This is a genomic window from Sulfobacillus thermosulfidooxidans DSM 9293 (assembly GCF_900176145.1).
In the GTDB taxonomy this organism is placed as follows: domain Bacteria; phylum Bacillota; class Sulfobacillia; order Sulfobacillales; family Sulfobacillaceae; genus Sulfobacillus; species Sulfobacillus thermosulfidooxidans.
Window position 1 is genome coordinate 2,710,513 of the sequence record NZ_FWWY01000001.1, and the last position, 16,859, is coordinate 2,727,371.

At 48.3% G+C, this 16,859-nt stretch carries 17 protein-coding genes; 16 read left to right on the forward strand and 1 reads right to left on the reverse strand.

What is annotated here, in order from left to right:
- The first annotated feature begins 24 nt into the window (after positions 1-24).
- From B8987_RS13390 to B8987_RS13465, 16 genes are all read left to right on the forward strand, one after another.
- On the forward strand, positions 25-1,701 hold the full coding sequence (locus B8987_RS13390; protein ID WP_020373352.1) for an EAL domain-containing protein: 1,677 nt from the start codon (positions 25-27) through the stop codon (positions 1,699-1,701).
- 204 nt (positions 1,702-1,905) lie between these two features.
- Positions 1,906-2,364 (forward strand): RrF2 family transcriptional regulator, encoded by a 459-nt coding sequence (locus B8987_RS13395; protein WP_020373351.1) that lies wholly within the window; start codon positions 1,906-1,908, stop codon positions 2,362-2,364.
- 1 nt (position 2,365) lies between these two features.
- Positions 2,366-3,415, forward strand: coding sequence for a tRNA 2-thiouridine(34) synthase MnmA (mnmA, locus tag B8987_RS13400; RefSeq protein ID WP_020373350.1), 1,050 nt, complete (start codon positions 2,366-2,368; stop codon positions 3,413-3,415).
- Between the two features lie 21 nt (positions 3,416-3,436).
- On the forward strand, positions 3,437-3,913 hold the full coding sequence (locus tag B8987_RS13405; protein WP_020373349.1) for a PRC-barrel domain-containing protein: 477 nt from the start codon (positions 3,437-3,439) through the stop codon (positions 3,911-3,913).
- A gap of 29 nt (positions 3,914-3,942) precedes the next feature.
- Positions 3,943-4,131 (forward strand): hypothetical protein, encoded by a 189-nt coding sequence (locus B8987_RS13410; protein ID WP_020373348.1) that lies wholly within the window; start codon positions 3,943-3,945, stop codon positions 4,129-4,131.
- Between the two features lie 2 nt (positions 4,132-4,133).
- Positions 4,134-4,331: a hypothetical protein gene (locus B8987_RS13415; protein WP_242823847.1), complete on the forward strand. Its 198-nt coding sequence runs from the start codon at positions 4,134-4,136 to the stop codon at positions 4,329-4,331.
- 28 nt (positions 4,332-4,359) lie between these two features.
- Positions 4,360-5,406 carry an AI-2E family transporter gene (locus B8987_RS13420; protein WP_020373346.1) on the forward strand — a complete coding sequence of 349 codons (1,047 nt, stop codon included), beginning with the start codon at positions 4,360-4,362 and terminating at the stop codon, positions 5,404-5,406.
- Positions 5,407-5,484: 78 nt separating this feature from the next.
- Positions 5,485-8,103 carry an alanine--tRNA ligase gene (gene alaS, locus B8987_RS13425; protein ID WP_084661670.1) on the forward strand — a complete coding sequence of 873 codons (2,619 nt, stop codon included), beginning with the start codon at positions 5,485-5,487 and terminating at the stop codon, positions 8,101-8,103.
- 21 nt (positions 8,104-8,124) lie between these two features.
- Positions 8,125-8,391, forward strand: coding sequence for an IreB family regulatory phosphoprotein (locus B8987_RS13430; protein ID WP_020373344.1), 267 nt, complete (start codon positions 8,125-8,127; stop codon positions 8,389-8,391).
- A complete protein-coding gene (gene ruvX / locus B8987_RS13435; protein WP_020373343.1) occupies positions 8,392-9,132 on the forward strand; it encodes a Holliday junction resolvase RuvX in 741 nt (246 codons plus the stop codon). It begins immediately after the preceding gene.
- A gap of 30 nt (positions 9,133-9,162) precedes the next feature.
- Positions 9,163-10,200, forward strand: coding sequence for an endolytic transglycosylase MltG (gene mltG / locus B8987_RS13440; RefSeq protein ID WP_242823840.1), 1,038 nt, complete (start codon positions 9,163-9,165; stop codon positions 10,198-10,200).
- Between the two features lie 62 nt (positions 10,201-10,262).
- Complete coding sequence (locus tag B8987_RS19695; protein ID WP_020373341.1) at positions 10,263-11,489, forward strand: hypothetical protein; 1,227 nt, start codon at positions 10,263-10,265, stop codon at positions 11,487-11,489.
- A 180-nt stretch (positions 11,490-11,669) separates the two neighbouring features.
- A complete protein-coding gene (locus tag B8987_RS13450; RefSeq protein WP_020373340.1) occupies positions 11,670-12,395 on the forward strand; it encodes an A/G-specific adenine glycosylase in 726 nt (241 codons plus the stop codon).
- A 173-nt stretch (positions 12,396-12,568) separates the two neighbouring features.
- A complete protein-coding gene (gene sigK / locus B8987_RS13455; RefSeq protein ID WP_020373339.1) occupies positions 12,569-13,276 on the forward strand; it encodes an RNA polymerase sporulation sigma factor SigK in 708 nt (235 codons plus the stop codon).
- A gap of 820 nt (positions 13,277-14,096) precedes the next feature.
- Positions 14,097-14,339: a type II toxin-antitoxin system Phd/YefM family antitoxin gene (locus B8987_RS13460; protein ID WP_020373337.1), complete on the forward strand. Its 243-nt coding sequence runs from the start codon at positions 14,097-14,099 to the stop codon at positions 14,337-14,339.
- Positions 14,336-14,716, forward strand: a complete 381-nt coding sequence (locus B8987_RS13465; protein ID WP_020373336.1) for a type II toxin-antitoxin system VapC family toxin — start codon at positions 14,336-14,338, stop codon at positions 14,714-14,716. The genes B8987_RS13460 and B8987_RS13465 overlap by 4 nt, the downstream gene beginning before the upstream one ends.
- Before the next feature lie 85 nt (positions 14,717-14,801).
- On the opposite strand, the gene B8987_RS13470 is transcribed toward B8987_RS13465, so the two are convergent.
- Complete coding sequence (locus B8987_RS13470; RefSeq protein ID WP_020373335.1) at positions 14,802-16,634, reverse strand: DUF4012 domain-containing protein; 1,833 nt, start codon at positions 16,632-16,634, stop codon at positions 14,802-14,804.
- Between the last annotated feature and the right edge of the window lie 225 nt (positions 16,635-16,859).

Below are 16,859 nucleotides of genomic sequence, written 5' to 3' on the forward strand. Positions count from 1 at the left end.
GTCAATGTTAAATGGGGCATGGATATGGGAGCAAATAATGGGGTGGATCATGGGTTATGGGCCGACTCGGCCCATCCTGATCCCTGTGAGTGGAACGAAAGGGACCAGAGTCTTTTAAGCAAGTGGCCATGGGCGACGATGGCTTCTCGCGTGGTGCCTTCCATTGTTGAACGGGTGAGCCAAAGGCACTTGGCCGATACCGAAGAATTACATGCCGCATTATCACAGTTTATTGAACAACTTGCTGTGTCGCCGGAAGAATCGGATCATCTTCCCGCTGATTGGCTATTGCGACGGCTAACCCCCGATGATTGGCTCATGTTACATGGGCGGTTGATTCAATTGATGTTGGCGGGAGATGACGTCGCGTCTAGCACATGGCATTCTGTGGCCCATGTTGCCACCGGGATTAAACGAGTTATGCGCTCGCTACGGAGTCTGGCCAATGTGGCGTTAACGGTAGCTGGTTGGCAAGATCCCGTCACCCGTTTACCCAACCGTTTAGCGACGGAAATTCAAGGACAAGCGTTCATTAATTCCCGGCAGCCGTTTACGTTGGTCCTGGTGGATTTAGACGGCTTCAAAACAATTAATGACACATTGGGTCATCAAGCGGGAGATATGGTGCTCCGCACGATTAGCCACCGCTGGAAAAAACAGCTACGTCATACCGACTGGGTTGGACGCTGGGGCGGTGATGAATTTCTGTTTTTGTTGCCCGGATTTCCCGACGACTCAGGTCAAGAGCGAATTTTAACGAAGCTCGACGGAATCTTTCATGAACCGATCTTGTTAAATGAACAAACAACCGTGAAATTATTTGCATCGTGGGGAATGGCACAATTTCCGACTCAGGGTACCACCCTTAGTGCTTTGATTCACCATGCGGACCGCGTGTTGTATTCAGAAAAGCATGGTCAAAAAGTGAATCCGGAGAAATGGGATTCGCCGTGGCCGGAGCGCATTGCCAAAGCACTGGCCGACAATCAAATGCACATCTTTTATCAGCCGGTGTTGGATGTATCTTCGGGCACGATCTGGACATGGGAAGTGCTGGTACGTTATCAAGATGCACATCATCACTTGCATCGTGCTGGCGAGTTTTTACCGGCGTTGTATCACCATCCTGTATTGTTCCAATTGGATCGCTGGGTCTGGGAGCATGCTTTGGATCAATGGGCCCGCTGGGAAAATCGGACGGGAGGGATCGCCTTGCCTGTGACTGCTGCGGACTTGTTGCGAGCGGATTTCTTTTCGCAATGGGAAAGCTGGCAGAAAAAATGGCCTGAATTGGTTCCGCACTCTATTTGGCTGAATGTTCCGGCCTCGTTGTTAGCAAGTGACGATCCCGTGATTACGGAAGCCTTGGCAGTTTTAACGGAACAAGGTTACCATTTGGTTTGTGATAATTTTGGCCTCGACGGCAGCGATTTGACCAGTCTAGTCCGTCGTCCGATTGCCGCGGTGAAACTGGCGACAGCCCTCGTTCGCGGATGGGATACACATATCGGCGAATCGACAATCCGGGCTGTTCTTGGCGCATGCCAACCGCTTAACATCCCTGTGATTGCAAAAGGTGTAGAAACCCCTCAACAAAAAGAACAACTTAAAGCCTGGGGATGTCGCGGTATTCAAGGATTTGTTGTGACGGATGCACTATCTGCAGCCAACCTTCATGATTGGGATTTCGAAGGGCCATAAAAATCTTGAATTGATTATTGTATTGCTGCGTTGCTGAGGAAGATTGCTGCGAATGGGATAGTTATTTATGACTAGTCATTTAGTTGATTTAGGTTAACCTCTAGAAAAACCTCAGCCATTGGTTGTGCGGCTTTCCATTGACCGAATTCACCGAGAATGATACTTTAAAGTTATTGGAACAGAGCCTAAGGACGGTGGGGTCTCATGATCAAGATCTCGAGCAAGGGTCGATATGGTGTCAAAGCCGTCTATGAATTGGCTTTGCATTATGGGCAAGGACCTGTTGCCGTGAGTTGGATCGCTAAAGCACAAAACATTTCGGAACAATATTTAGAGCAACTGATGGGACCGCTCAAAAAAGCCGGTTTAGTTCGTGGTTTACGGGGAGCCCAGGGAGGTTACATGTTGGCTAAACCCCCAGCGGAAATTTCGGTAAGTGATGTGGTTGATGCGGTGGAAGGTCCAATTGTCCTGACGGATTGCAGCTCAGAAGACGCGCAAGGTTGTCCAGACATGGATTTTTGCGTGGGACCTGACGTGTGGAGCCGTGTTCAAGAAGCGCTGATTGCGACGATGTCGTCCATGAGCTTTCAAATGTTGATCGATTTACAGCGGGAACATTTTAAACGGAATATTGCAACCTTATTAGAAGGTGGGGGATAGAGTGGCGAAAACCGTAGTGGTAGGTCTAAGCGGCGGCGTCGACTCATCGACAGCGGCCGCTTTACTTTTAGAACAAGGCTATGACGTGATTGGGGTTACCATGCGGCATTTACCGGCAGAGACGACTAATAGTTGTTGCTCATTAGAAGCCATCGTTGATGCCCGGCGTGTTGCGAAAAAATTGGGGATTCCGCATTATCTTGTCGACGTTGAACAGCCCTTTTATGAACGAGTGATTTTGCCTTTCGAAGAGGCGTATTTGTCGGGGATGACTCCCAATCCCTGTGCCTTATGCAATCGGCATATCAAATTTGGCGCGATGTGGGAATGGGCGTCCAAGCAAGGGGCGGATTACTTAGCGACGGGACATTATGTACGGTTACAAGAACGCGATGGACTCTATTATTTGATGCGCGGCATTGACCATGCCAAAGATCAGAGCTATTTACTGTACACAATGCGCCAAGATGATTTGGCACATTTGCTGTTTCCCTTGGGGGAATACTATAAAGAGGATTCCAGACGTATAGCTGAACGCTATGGTTTGGTCACGGCGCATAAGGCGGAGAGTCAAGAGTTATGTTTTGTACCCAAAAATGATTATCAAGGGTATTTGGAATCACATCGGCCTGAAGCGGTAAATCCGGGTGAGGTCGTGGATACCAAAGGACAGGTTCTTGGACATCACCGGGGTATTGCCTTTTACACCATTGGGCAGCGTCGTGGACTCGGAATTAGTTCCCCGGTGCCCCGCTATGTGGTGAAACTCGATGCGAAGACTAATCAGGTCGTGGTGGGAGACAAAGAAGATGTTCTCGAAAAGACTGTGCATGTCAGTCGTGTAAATTATGTTTTGCCCATTAGTGCAAACCAATTGCGGGGCGATGCCAAGATTCGTTACAACATGGAACCGGAACCGGCGTGGTGGATGGACCGGGGCGAGAACGCAGAAATTATTTTTGATCAGCCGCAATGGGCGATATCCCCTGGACAAGTGGCGGTGCTCTACCAGAATGATGTTTTGGTGGCTGGGGGAAGAATTCAAAAGTAGAGCCCGAATGGAGAGGCAAAAATGGTCAGCCGATGGCATTTATTGCATCTTCCCGTGACCCTTTACGGGAAAGCGGGACACTGGGGATGGGTAGAAGATATCGTGATCCGGTGGCCGGAAGGTGTTATCGAAGGCTTCGGCATTCGTACGGCCATTAGCCGTCTTTATATCCCGGCAGAACCGGAGATGGTTTCGGTGACGTTGATGGAAATCCAATTGCGTCGTAAATCATATGCGCTGAAAAGACCAAGATCATGGTGGAGAACCCTTCATGATCAAAAACTCGTGATGAACCGCCCTGTATGGCGGGACAATGGCGAGTTGGTCGGACGCATAAAAGATTTGATCATTGATGAAAATAGTTTAGCCGTTCATCAAATTGTGATCAGCCGCGGATTACTGGAAGACTTGTTACACGGGGCTTTGCTGGTACCAACGCATGAAATTCGAGAAGATGCCGATGGCAAGATTAAAATTTTCTCCAACAGGGCAATATAACGGTATCACGCCAAAAGGAGCAATGGAACATGACAGATCCTTTATGCCCTGCTTGCGGGGGACGCAATGTGGGTCGTGTAGGTACCGGACAGTATTATTGTTGGGAGTGTTTTATTGAGTTTTCGTTAAGTCCCCGCGGCGTCCGCATGTTCCGGGTGGAAGCGGATGGAGAATTGTCTCGACTCGATGAATTCGGTCCCGAAGGGGTGATGTCGTGAAAATGAAATATGTCACAGGGATGGTTACCGGGGTTTTAGTGGGAGCCGTGATGGCTGGGGTATGGTTAATCACCCGCCCGCGCCCAAGTGTTTACCGTTTGGCATGGCGCGGTGCAAGCCAAATGGCGCCGAAGGCATGGAAAGTGGCTAAAGTTGGAGGTCGGGAACTCATCCACCTAGCGAAACGACGGCTAGGATAAGACAGATTGGTGGGATGAGGGTGACAGTGTGAAAGGTGCAAGCCTCGCCAGAAGCCCCGTAAAGTTTTATCGCTTGGGGCTTTTGGCGGTTTTTGTCCTCGGTTCTTTGCTTCTCCTATGGGCTGCCCGTGTTGTGTTGCTGCCCTTCATTTTTGCTATCGTGTTGGCCTACTTGTTAGCCCCTTTGGTGGAACTATTTGTCAAACACCGCATACACCGAGTGCCGGCTATTTTATTGGCGTATGCCTTGGTCACCCTGTTCATTACGGCGATGATTGTCTATATGGTGCCCTTGTGGATCCAAGAGACGGTGAAAATGATCCATTTAATTCCCGCCTTGACAAAGCAGCTGCAATGGACTTGGAATTATTGGCTCATGCGCTTTCATCAAGCTCCCATCCCCCCCTCAGTCCGTCAAGCGATAGACGAAGCCGGGGTGCGCTGGGAAAATAAACTGTTTACGTTATCAAAACAGCTGGTGACCGCGATATTTGGGGTCTTGCCCGGGATTTTAAGTGTGATTATTTCGCCCATATTGGCTTTTTATTTGCTCAAAGACATGAACCGGATTCGCGCTCGGTTTTGGCAAGTTGTACCAGTCGATTGGCAACCCTCGGTGTACGTGCTGGCTTTGGACATTGACCGGGCCCTTAACGGATTTATTCGGGGCCAATTATTGGTGGCCCTGTTTGTAGGCATACTCTCAGGACTTTGGGTCGAGATTCTCGGCATTCCCTTGTCCTTGTTAATTGGCGCCATCGCGGGATTTACCGATGTGATTCCCTACGTGGGTCCGATTGCTGGAGCGATTCCCGCTGTGGTCCTCGGTCTTGAACAATCCCCGTTAAAAGCGCTGTATGCGATTTTAGGTTTTGTGGCCATTCACCAATTAGAAGGCACCGTGATTGGTCCTAAAGTCATGGGCGATTCGGTCGGGCTTCATCCGTTGGTAGTCATTTTCGCCATTTTGGCGGGAGGAGAAATTGGTGGTGTTGCCGGATTGTTGTTGGCAGTGCCCGCGGCAGCAGTAATTAAAGTGATTTTAGGCCATTTATATCGCAGGCTGATAATCTGACTTGACCATGGCAGAATGAGCCAAGTAAAATGAGTAAGATTAGTCAATGCCTGGTCCCTGAGGCAAGGAGGACTTCCCATGCGTTCTGCCGAAATTCGGCAAAAGTTTTTAGATTACTTTGTATCACAAGGACATCATAAAGTGCCAAGTTCTCCCTTGGTTCCTGCCCAAGATCCCACATTGCTGTTTACAAATGCGGGTATGGTTCAATTTAAAGATGTCTTTTTGGGAAATGAATCCCGTTCGTATTCCCGCGCTGTCTCCGTGCAAAAATGCATGCGAGCCGGGGGTAAACATAATGACTTGGATCAAGTGGGGAAAACGGCACGCCACCAAACATTTTTTGAAATGTTAGGAAATTTTTCTTTTGGTGACTACTTCAAACGCGATGCGATTCGTTTTGCCTGGCAATTTCTCACTGAGGTTTTAGGCTTGGATCCCGAGATTCTTTGGGTGACGGTGTTTGAAACCGATGACGAAGCTTATGAGTTGTGGCAAGAAGTGGCGGGGGTGCGTCCCGAACGGATTGTCTGGATGGGGGAAAAAGACAACTTTTGGAGCATGGGCGACACCGGCCCTTGTGGGCCCTCATCCGAGATTTTCGTGGACCGTGGACCCGAGTACGCTTGTAGTGATCACTGTGGATTAGGACTGTGTGATTGCGACCGGATTCAAGAAATTTGGAATCTGGTGTTTATGCAATATAACCGTGATGAAAATGGGATACTCACACCGCTTCCCAAGCCGTCTATTGACACAGGGATGGGTCTAGAACGGATTGCGGCCTATTTGCAGGGTGTCAATTCGAACTTTGACACGGACCTATTGCGACCCTTGATTCGTCATGTTGAGCATCTCTCCCATGTCAATTATGACCCGGGACCAGGTGGCATGCCATTTCGCGTTATTGCAGACCATATTCGTGCCATCACTTTCTTGTTGGCTGAGGGAGTATCCTTTAGCAATTCAGACCGGGGCTATGTTATGCGCCGAATCTTACGCCGCGCCGTACGCTTTGGATTGCTCCTAGGATTTCATCGTCCCTTTCTTCACGAACTGGTTCCCGTTGTCGGGGAAATTATGGGGGATGCATATCCCGAAGTTTTAGTGGGGGAAAGTCTCATTCAACAAATGATTTTGGATGAGGAAGAACGATTCCGAGTGACTCTCGATTCCGGTATGAAAGTTTTGGAATCCAAACTGCAATCGGTTCCTGAAGGCGGAGTATTGCCCGGGGAAGAAGCCTTTTTGCTCTATGATACCTATGGGTTCCCCTTGGATTTGACGGTTGACGCGGCCGAAGAGCGCGGGATTACCGTCGATCAAACGGGATTTGATGCGGCCATGAAGGAACAACGGGAACGAGCCAGACGGGCGAGAAATCGCCGGCAAGACGCGGAACAATTGCCCCACCTGCAACCCAATGAATTTGTCGGTTATCATCAGCTGACAAGCCATGATGTTCCCGTGACTCATCTATATATTGGAGCCGACTCGGTTAAGCGTCTCATGACGGGCGAATCGGGATGGCTGTTCACACCGAAGACTCCTTTCTATCCCGAAGGTGGTGGACAAGTCGCTGATACGGGTATAATTCAAGGGCCCCATGGGGTCTTTAAAGTCGAAGATGTTGTGAAGTTCCAAGGTGCTATATGGCATTTTGGTACGGTTATTGAGGGAAGCTTGACGGCTGGAGAGCTTGTTACCCTATCTGTGGACAAACAACGCCGTGAAGGAGCCATGCGTAACCATACCGGCACCCACCTTCTTCATGCGGCATTAAGAAAAATTTTAGGTACGGGTGTTCACCAGACGGGTTCGCTTGTGGCGCCAGATCGGTTGCGGTTCGACTTTTCCTATCCTAGTCCTTTAACGCTTGAACAAAAAAATGCTATTGAAGATCTGGTCAATGGCTGGATTTTGGAAGACATTCCTGTTCAAGTCCAGGAAATGAGCAAGGACGAGGCAATAAATCAAGGAGCGTTAGCCTTTTTTGGTGATAAGTATGGGGAAGTGGTTCGGGTGATCACCGTTCCCTCCGCCAGCCAAGAACTGTGTGGAGGCACACACTGCCAACGTACCGGGCAAATTGGATTGTTTGCCATCACCGAAGAAACATCTGTCGGAACCGGATCACGTCGTATCGAGGCAGTGACAGGCATCAATGCTCTGGAAACTTTTCGGGTACAACGCCAAGCTCTGGATCAATTGACCGCACAGCTGCATTCGGCTCCCGAGGAATTGGCGGACAAGGTCAAAGCCTTACAAGATGTCAATAAGGCATTGGAAACCGAGTTGGCCGAGCTCAAGCGGAAAGAACGCTATCAACGGGGGAGCCAATTGGTCGCGGAGGCACAAACATACAATGGTTTGAAAATCATCGTACACGAAACCGATGCCAATTCTTTAGAAGAACTACGGGAAGTGTTAGATGGTGTCAAATCTCAAGTCTCAGGTGCGGTTTTAGCTGCGAAACATGGTGAGCGGGCTTCATTAGTTGTATATTTAGGGAAAGACTTAGTTGCTCGCGGATTGGATGCGCGGGCTTTGGTGAAAACCCTGGCCCGCCGCATCGATGGTGGTGGCGGAGGCCGTGTCGATCTGGCCCAGGCTGGTGGCAAAGATGTGCGAGGCATTCCGTCTATGTTAGACGAGGCTCGCCATTTGCTCTCGGAAAAACTTATGGCTGCTGGATAAGCAAGAGAAAGGACGTGGACTATGGGGCCGACAGATGAGACTCGCAGATTGTGGGGGCATCACGAAGCGGCCAATCAGGCTGACGCAATTTTGCGTGAAGTCTATAGTGCCCTCAAAGATAAAGGATATAATCCCATTAGCCAGCTCGTTGGTTACCTCTTGTCTGGTGATCCTGCGTATATCACCAGTCATCAGGGGGCCCGGAATCTTATCCGTCGTGTGGAACGAGACGAGCTGCTAGAAGAACTCTTGCGCCAGTATGTGGCACAAGTCGAGAAGACATCCTAAATGGCTAAACGCATAATGGCATTAGACGTTGGGGATAAATGGATTGGGGTCGCTATCAGTGATGAACTGGGTTTATTGGCTTCGGCTAGACCACCGATAAAACGGCGTTCCAATTCTTATGATCTTCAGGCCATTTTGGACTTGGTTACGACTTGGGATGTTAACGAAATTGTGGTAGGGTTACCATTGAACATGAATGCAAGCGTCGGTCCTCAGGCCGAAAAAACTTTAAAGTTTGTTGACGCACTAAAAACTGAGGCCCCTTGCAATGTGATGACGTGGGACGAACGGCTCACCACTCAGCTCGCTGAGCGGTTGTTAATAGAACAAAACGTTCGGCGCGACAAAAGAAAACAGGTGGTGGATGGTCTGGCCGCCGCATTAATCCTGCAGGGGTATCTCGACCATAAAAAACACACCAATTCAAGGGAGGACAATCACATGGATGACGACAAAAACTTGATAGGGCATGGGCCTGAGGAAGAAGACGAAATTATTACTTTGACCGATGAGGAAGGACATGAGCACGAATTCGTAGTGGTCGATGTCATTGAAGTCGAAGAGCAAGATTACGCTATTTTATTGCCCATTGATACGGAAGAAGATGAAGAAGCCGAAGCCGTTATCTTGCGCTTAGAAAAAGATGATGATGGCGACGATATTCTTGTCGATATCGAATCAGAAGAAGAATGGGAAAAAGTTGCGCAAGCTTATGAAGAATTATTGGATGATGAAGAATAAGCATTGTCTGATGGGAGCGGTTTAACGTTGATGACCAGGCGTAAGATGCGGGGCGATATAACATTTCGCAGCGGGCGACTGGTACAGTGGATAGGGACGGCTTTATTAGGAGCCGTCCTTTTCCTGGTGTTTTGGACGTGGACAGCATTACAGCCAGTGAACCCCCAGGATCACCAAGCTATTTACGTGAAGATTGTGCCGGGACAATCGGCGGCACAGATAGGCCGCGTCTTGTATCAAAAGAAATTGATTCGCTCCGCTTTCGCCTTTCGCCTTTTAACTCGGTTTAGCCATCAGGCTCGCTCCTTACAAAGTGGCGTATACCGGTTATCTCCTAGCCAAAATCCCCAACAGATGTTAGCCATGATGGAAGAGGGCAAGGTTGTCACGATTCGGGTGAGCATTCCCGAGGGTTTTACGGTCCAGCAAATCGTTCACCGTTTGGTTATGCATCATATTGGAACGACACAGGAGTTTGCGTCCTTATTGAAGACACCGTTGCCCGGAATGCCCAAGCCGGCTCCCGGTGTTAAAGATCCCTATGAAGGATACTTATTTCCGGCCACCTATCAATTTCCTTATGGTACAACCCCAAAACAAGCCTTGACGACAATGTGGACAACTTTTGTTACGCGGGTGCTGCCTCTTTATAAAAAGAGCCACTCCTCATTATCGTTATCCCAGTGGGTGACATTGGCGTCGATTGTGCAAGTGGAAGATAAAAATCCGGGGGATGCTAGCAAAATTGCCGGGGTATTTATCAACCGCTTAAAAATCGGCATGCCACTTCAGAGTGATGCGACAGTCCGTTATGCTATCGGTCATCCTATTACCGGATCGTTGTCCTATACAAATCTTCAAGTCCTATCGCCCTATAATACCTATTTGCATAAGGGACTTCCTCCCGGGCCCATCTCAAATCCCGGTATACTGGCATTAAAGGCTGCCTTACATCCCGCCAAGGTTCCTTACTTGTATTTTATTGCATTGCCAAATGGCCATACATTATTTGCCACGACATATCAACAGCAACTCGCCAATATCCAATATGCTAATCAACATTTTTGACGGGTATAAAATGTGAAAATCTGGAAAAACTCCCTGTAGTAGATGTGAAGGGAGTTTTTATTGTGCATTGGACTCGTCGTACGTGGACCACCACGACCTCGGTTATGGCCATCATTGGCTTTTTAGCTTTGATATTTAATCTTCTTTGGCGTCCGTATACACCTGTGCCTTACAAAACTCAGGCCATTTCACCCCTACACCCTGCTTTAACGGCCATTATGATGGATGGTCAAGGGCATCTGTTAACGCGAATGGTTAATCAAGAGGCCCTCGTCGTTGTTCCCTCATCGTTACCGTCCTGGGCCAAACACGAATTATTTAGTCGCTATCCAAAATGGCCGCATGTCGCAGAGGTTTTGTGGAATGGTCAGTCCGCTTTCTTTCACACGGCGCTTGGTTGGAATATTCCGGGTCTTTACCGGGTTAAGATTCAAGAAATTGTTCCCGTCCCTAAAGTGCCCATTTCTCTTGTCATGGCCATGGCCCGGGCGCACCATGATTTTACGCAGAGCCCATGGCAATGGACGGGTCAGGGGTTTCGCGTTCAAAGCCACGTGATCCGGGTCACGCCAAGACTCTCTCTTATGAGCACACTGGAACCGGTTATTCCCTCTGGAGGCAGCCTGGTTATTCTCAATGGACAAGGGCAATTGTTAGCCCAAGAGTCCAGTCCGCTTGGCCGTTCCATGAGTTGGCAGCCTCATCCGCTGGGTAAAACATTGACACCGGTGCTGTTAGCTATGGCCTTGACCCATCCCCAACTATTTCACGGATTGACCCCACAACAGGGGCCCAGCCTTCTAAATATCATTGGCTCGCGGTGGGGCAGTTCAGGCATTCACCGGGCGCTTTTACAGTTGGGCTTTGGTGAGTCTCGAACCATTTTGGGTCAACCTCTCACTAACCCTCCTTTACCTAAGACCACAGTCTCTGAGTTCTCAGAAGGGACCGGTTTATGGGGTACCAGTGATGAACTGGCCCGGGCTTATTTGTTACTGATCGATGAAGGAAAATTGCCTGCTGTGAGCTGGTTTTTTCACGGCAAAAAGACGAATCTCTCTCGACACATTCTCGTCCCTGCTTCGGTTGTCGCCCAAATTAATGGCGTCCTACCTAAAGAAGATATTGGGACGATCCATTTCCATATCTGGCGTCCCAGTAATCAAATGGCTGTAGCCTATACTTCGTCTGATCATGGCCTGGTGATTGTACTTCAAGGCGCTGCCGCAACCCAGACTGTCGCCATCGTGCAGCAAGCGGCGGTATGGCTTAGCCAAAACAATCATTAGATCATTAGATAATGAGATAATAAGATAATAAGATAATGAGATAATGAGATAATGAGATAATGAGATAATGAGATAATGAGATAATGAGATAATGAGATAATGAGATAATGAGATAATGGATATTGGTGGCTTCTTGACAGAGTACTTGTTATTTACGCAAAAGTCTTTTACAGTGAGCGTATGAAACGCATTAAGTATCATGCCGTGGTGGATTCTGGTCTACTCGACATCTTTCAAACAGGCATCCAAAGGTGGTACCGGCAAGAAGGTCGGGATTTGCCGTGGCGCCATACAACAGACCCTTATCACATTTTAGTATCCGAGATTTTGCTACATCAAACCACGGTTAAAACGGTGGAACCGGTGTATCGGCGCTTTTTGGAACGCTTTCCGACGGTGACGGATTTAGCCAATGCATCCTTAACGGAGGTCAAAACGATTACCGACCCTTTAGGATATAAGATTCGTGGACAATGGCTTCATCAAATTGCTCAGGCCGTGGTCAGTCAATTTAGCGGAGTGTTTCCACGCACACTAGAGGAACTTTTGAGCCTTCCTGGGATTGGACGCTATACCGCGGGAGCCATTATGTCTTTCGCCTTTGGCTATGATGCCCCCATTTTAGATACGAACGTCAATCGTTTAATTGGACGCTATTTTGCCATTGATTACAAAGATTCATCGGCCGAAACTAAACACCAGCTGTGGTCAATAGCTGAAGCCATTGTCCCTTCTGGGCAGGCCCGGGAATTCAATAATGCCTTGATGGATATGGGTGCTATGATTTGCACGGCGCGAAAGCCCAAGTGTCTCATTTGCCCGGTTGCGGTGGGCTGTGCCATGTTAGCGGAACAACCGACACGAGCGGCAGAAGAACGTGTGCAATACCGGTTGCGCACGGAATAACCGGGAATCCCGGTGCGATCCTCTACAGAGCTTTTCATCCCCTGTGTTTTAATCGGTCTAGCTTATTTTGGGCTGCGGATGGATTTTACAATGGCCATGCACACTCTTTTTTCGTCGCTCATATGATGGTGAAGCAAGAAGTTCGCGCCATTCAATATGGGGGAGGGTGACATATGGGCATCAGTATCGGTTTGATGGTCTTAATTGCAGCAGCGGCGGCACAAGGGGCCATTTGGTTGGCCGGATACATTGGAGGTAATGCCTTTCCTCAACCATTAACGGAAGCGGAAGAACAACAGGCACTGGAAGCCATGCAGCGCGGTGACAAGGAAGCCAGGCAACGCTTGATTGAGCATAATTTGCGACTGGTGGCGCATGTCGTAAAAAAATATGCGAATAAAGGCACTGAATCTGACGATTTGATTAGTATTGGCGCGATTGGGCTGATAAAAGGAATAGATACGTTTAATCCAAGCAAAGGGACGAAATTGGCAACCTATTGTGCCCGGTGTATTGAGAATGAGGTCTTAATGCATCTGCGTAATCAGAAGAAACTCAAAAGTGAGGTCAGTATATACAGTCCTATTGGGATTGACCGAGAAGGCAACGAGATTTTGTTGTTAGATGTGTTAGCCAGTGGCGAAGAGGTCCCAGATACCGTGGAAGTCAGTATGATTATGGCATGGGTAACAGAATATGTGGGAAGTTTGACGCGGAAAGAACGTTTGGTCCTGAATTTGCGGTTTGCTTTAAATGGGCAAGAAAGACGTTATACCCAGAAAGAGATTGCTGAACGGCTCGGTATTTCGCGCAGTTATGTATCCCGTATCGAGAAAAAAGCGGTCGAGAAAATTTTAGCCGCTTTGAGTCTCCCCTCGTAAGAGCGGATCTTCTATGGGATCGTAAGCCAGAGAACCTGCCCACCTACCACTCTTGACGGCGCCCCTTCATACTAAGTGCAACATCCTCGTCAAGAAGTGGCATTGGCATAATAACCCATGAATGTGGGTCAGGGGATGGTCTTAACCCTTTGTATCCGAGACGGACCGATGATTCATGGGGCGGGCGACTGCCCCATATTCTGTCTGATATCCAGTGCTTCTGGGATGCCGGGCGCTTTCCATGCCGGGGTGATTGTTTTCGACTCTGCCCTGTGTTTGACATCCTTCCATGATGAAAATGATGCCAAAATCTCCTCGGCGATCACGCTATGGGATCATATCGCATGGCATATGGGATATCTAAAAATATTTGGGGGCTTAATAGGGCCAATCTTCAGGTGCGGCACCGCTCGGACTGGGAACGTATGATGGCGATGCAGTCGCGGGTGTCTGCAAATAAGGCGGACATGCGGCCAGCCGAGGCGATGTGATGGGCACCTGCTAGTCCTTGCGGTGGCTTCACCAGGGTATCTCCCTTCCCGCGATGAATAACAGAGTTGCAATACACTCGTTAATGGGAGCACTTCTTGAGTTACACGTTGTCACGGTCCTTCATTGACGGTGCTTCCTGTCGTTTTGCTACGATCTGAGGTTTTTCTTCCCAGGCTAATAATAGCATGGCTTTCTAGCCTCCTGTCACGGCCTCTTCGTCATGCGGTCCTACAGGTTTTATCATAGAGATCGCATAAGGTTGACAACAGACTTTACCAATAAGTAGACTAAACTAAACTAAGTTCTTCAATAGATTGTGAGGTCAGCGATGAAGTCCGTCAACGTTCATGAGGCGAAAACCCATCTCTCACGACTTTTAGATGAGGTGAGCCGTGGAGAAGAAATCACCATAGCTAAAGCGGGTAAGCCTATAGCGAGATTAGTTCCGGCCACAACCTCCCGGCCAATCCGGACCGCGGGATTTTTGCGCGGAAAGATACGTATTGCGGAAGACTTTGATGCTCCCTTGCCTGACGAAGTGCAGAGAAGTTTTGAAGGGACCGACAAATGAGGATTTTGCTCGACACGCATCTCTACTTATGGTATCTGGCTGATTCCCCCAACTTAACAGCGGAGATTCGCGAGGAAATTGAAGAAGCCGATGAAGTCTTTGTGAGTGCGGTATCCATTTGGGAAGCGGCAATCAAGATAGGACTAGGAAAACTGGATGCTCAGATTTCCGACATTGTGCTAGGTATCAAGGCAAGTGGATTTTTGGAGCTGCCCGTGAGGGCCCGGGACGCCAGTATGGTCGCAAGCCTACCTCCCATTCATAAGGATCCCTTTGATCGAATGCTGGTTGCTCAAGCGATTTCCGGACCTTTCCGTTTGTTGACTGCTGACGCGATTATAGCGAAATATTCGGATGTGGTTCAGCTAGTGATCTAAAATTCTCTAGAAGTTAAGGGGCCATATGTCACATGGCATCAGTTCCTGGAAAAAGCCGACGAGTCGTAAGTTCGACTCGTCGGCTTTATGGGTGGACAGGCTCTAAGTTTACCGTCGTGTCGGTATAAAGTTTAAACGGCGGCAAAGCATGCCCGTTGAAAATGATGAGTTCATGATCGTCTTTGATACCTGGCTGCTTTTGAATCACATAACGTGACATGTTAAGACCTGCTGGCAGCCAATAGGTAGCGGTCATAGACGCGGTTGTGGGCGACTGTTGAGCGGTGAGACGGACTGGCATCGTGAGGTGATTGCCAAATACCGTTTTATGCAGTGTGCGGTTATTGTAATCCTGGGTGATGGCATTACCACCGGTTAATGAAATTAATGTCGAGCCATAAGGCACATAAAAGCGCACCCATGATGTATAAGGAACCACTAGCCAATTATCAAAGATGCCTGTATTGGTCCAAGTGACGGTGGTTGTTTGTAAATACCGGGATCCGATTTTTTTAATGCGGGAAGTGACGTGATAATGCATATAGAAATTATCTTTGTGTCCCCCCAGATTTTCGTCGACCACTTCTAGATAATCGGTATGAACATGTTTGTCAACGGTTCCGGCCCAATTATGGGTCTGGGCTATTTCTTCCACCTGCGGATTATTAAAGTAAAAGATGATGTCCTTGTGGTTTAATGACCGAAATACGCTGTGAATCGTTGCCAATAAGACGGGGACGGGTGAATGAGCCAGTTTGTGAAGGACTTCATGAAACATAATGGCGATGAATTTTTTGCGAGCGGGAATGGGCAGTGGTGACCGTTCGGCCATATATTCCATTTCATAATTGGCATTAGCTGCGGTAACTTTGAGGGAATTATAGGTTTTCGGCATGGTTACACCGCCAATGTTTTGTAAAATGGCATCGGCGAGCCAGGTGTTAACAAAAATTACGCCATTTACGTGTGGGGCATGCGGGATGGAATTATAAAATTTGTAAATTTGTTGGACGCTCGTCGGGACATTAGGAGAGGTATTGGCGTCGCGTAAATGCCATAGAGGCGAATACAAATAGGTATGAATAATTAAAGGAGCCGGAGGCCGGTAGCGAATTTCCGATTGCAAATTATAAATATTATGGGAATGCAAGGGTTGGAGATGACCATTGATAAAAGTGACGTAACTATACGCTGTCATAAATCCGCCCGTTGCGCGGAGTTCACCGGTGTTTTCATAAATGAGAAAATATCGTCTTGTACCATGAGCGGGTACCATTTTGACAATCATGGGCAGAATGCTTTGAATGTCATGCAGATCAGCGGTTAGCAATTGACTTTCTTGTTGAAATTTATGCCAGCGGTGCTGATTAATCAGCCAGTTCGGCATGGGTATTTTTTGAATCCAGTGGTTCCATTGCACAAGGCTTGGGTAAAACAGATTGACTAGACGATTGACCGTGGGTAATTGTTGAAATAAGACGGCAGCCATCTGGGCGTGGGACAATGGCGGATCCGGATGATGAGGAGTGGCAAATCCTAAATGGCCTAGTAAATCATTAATCCCGGGCAGCGCACGTTGGATAGCTGTATCAGCCATGGTTAAATTATGGCTCGACTGCTCTAAAAGGGTGAGTACGGTGTTGTGCGGATCGAGAGCTTTCCACGGCCAACATGCCCAAATCATGGTGTGATACCATTTGGTCGCATCATTAAAATAGCTAAGACCCGTGTCAATACTTTGTGTTTGATGTGTTTTTAATCCTATTGCGGTATAAAGAGCCCCCGCCGTGGCGGTCGCTGTGGTCCCCGCTAAGGCAAACCATGGAAATCCAGCAATAACCAAAGCCCCCACACTTCCTACCGTCAGACTGATCCAAACCGGGCGCTTAATGAATTTCCTGAAACCCGTGACAATCATCCTTTCCTCGATTTTTCGGTGCATAACCGGCGTTGATCGGTGTATTTGATGATTTGGCGACGAATGATTCCCTCAACATGATGGGATCATTACGGCATTTCGTCAATGTCTCGATGATATTGTGATCATGAATCCCGAACATTTTGCGTATATGTTCCGTGATTGTTTTGGATAAAAAACCAAAAACATGCCACAGGTATTAATAAATATGACATAACATTGTAG

Bases quoted from the DNA above. Each gene is read 5' to 3' on its own strand.
- B8987_RS13410 (WP_020373348.1), top strand. From the start codon at position 3,943: ATGACAGATCCTTTATGCCCTGCTTGCGGGGGACGCAATGTGGGTCGT.
- B8987_RS13465 (WP_020373336.1), top strand. From the start codon at position 14,336: ATGAGGATTTTGCTCGACACGCATCTCTACTTATGGTATCTGGCTGAT.
- ruvX (WP_020373343.1), top strand. From the start codon at position 8,392: ATGGCTAAACGCATAATGGCATTAGACGTTGGGGATAAATGGATTGGG.
- B8987_RS13415 (WP_242823847.1), top strand. From the start codon at position 4,134: ATGAAATATGTCACAGGGATGGTTACCGGGGTTTTAGTGGGAGCCGTG.
- B8987_RS13470 (WP_020373335.1), bottom strand. From the start codon at position 16,634: ATGATTGTCACGGGTTTCAGGAAATTCATTAAGCGCCCGGTTTGGATC.
- B8987_RS13430 (WP_020373344.1), top strand. From the start codon at position 8,125: ATGGGGCCGACAGATGAGACTCGCAGATTGTGGGGGCATCACGAAGCG.
- B8987_RS13395 (WP_020373351.1), top strand. From the start codon at position 1,906: ATGATCAAGATCTCGAGCAAGGGTCGATATGGTGTCAAAGCCGTCTAT.
- B8987_RS13390 (WP_020373352.1), top strand. From the start codon at position 25: ATGGGAGCAAATAATGGGGTGGATCATGGGTTATGGGCCGACTCGGCC.
- B8987_RS13405 (WP_020373349.1), top strand. From the start codon at position 3,437: ATGGTCAGCCGATGGCATTTATTGCATCTTCCCGTGACCCTTTACGGG.
- B8987_RS13460 (WP_020373337.1), top strand. From the start codon at position 14,097: ATGAAGTCCGTCAACGTTCATGAGGCGAAAACCCATCTCTCACGACTT.
- mltG (WP_242823840.1), top strand. From the start codon at position 9,163: ATGACCAGGCGTAAGATGCGGGGCGATATAACATTTCGCAGCGGGCGA.
- alaS (WP_084661670.1), top strand. From the start codon at position 5,485: ATGCGTTCTGCCGAAATTCGGCAAAAGTTTTTAGATTACTTTGTATCA.
- B8987_RS13450 (WP_020373340.1), top strand. From the start codon at position 11,670: ATGAAACGCATTAAGTATCATGCCGTGGTGGATTCTGGTCTACTCGAC.
- sigK (WP_020373339.1), top strand. From the start codon at position 12,569: ATGGGCATCAGTATCGGTTTGATGGTCTTAATTGCAGCAGCGGCGGCA.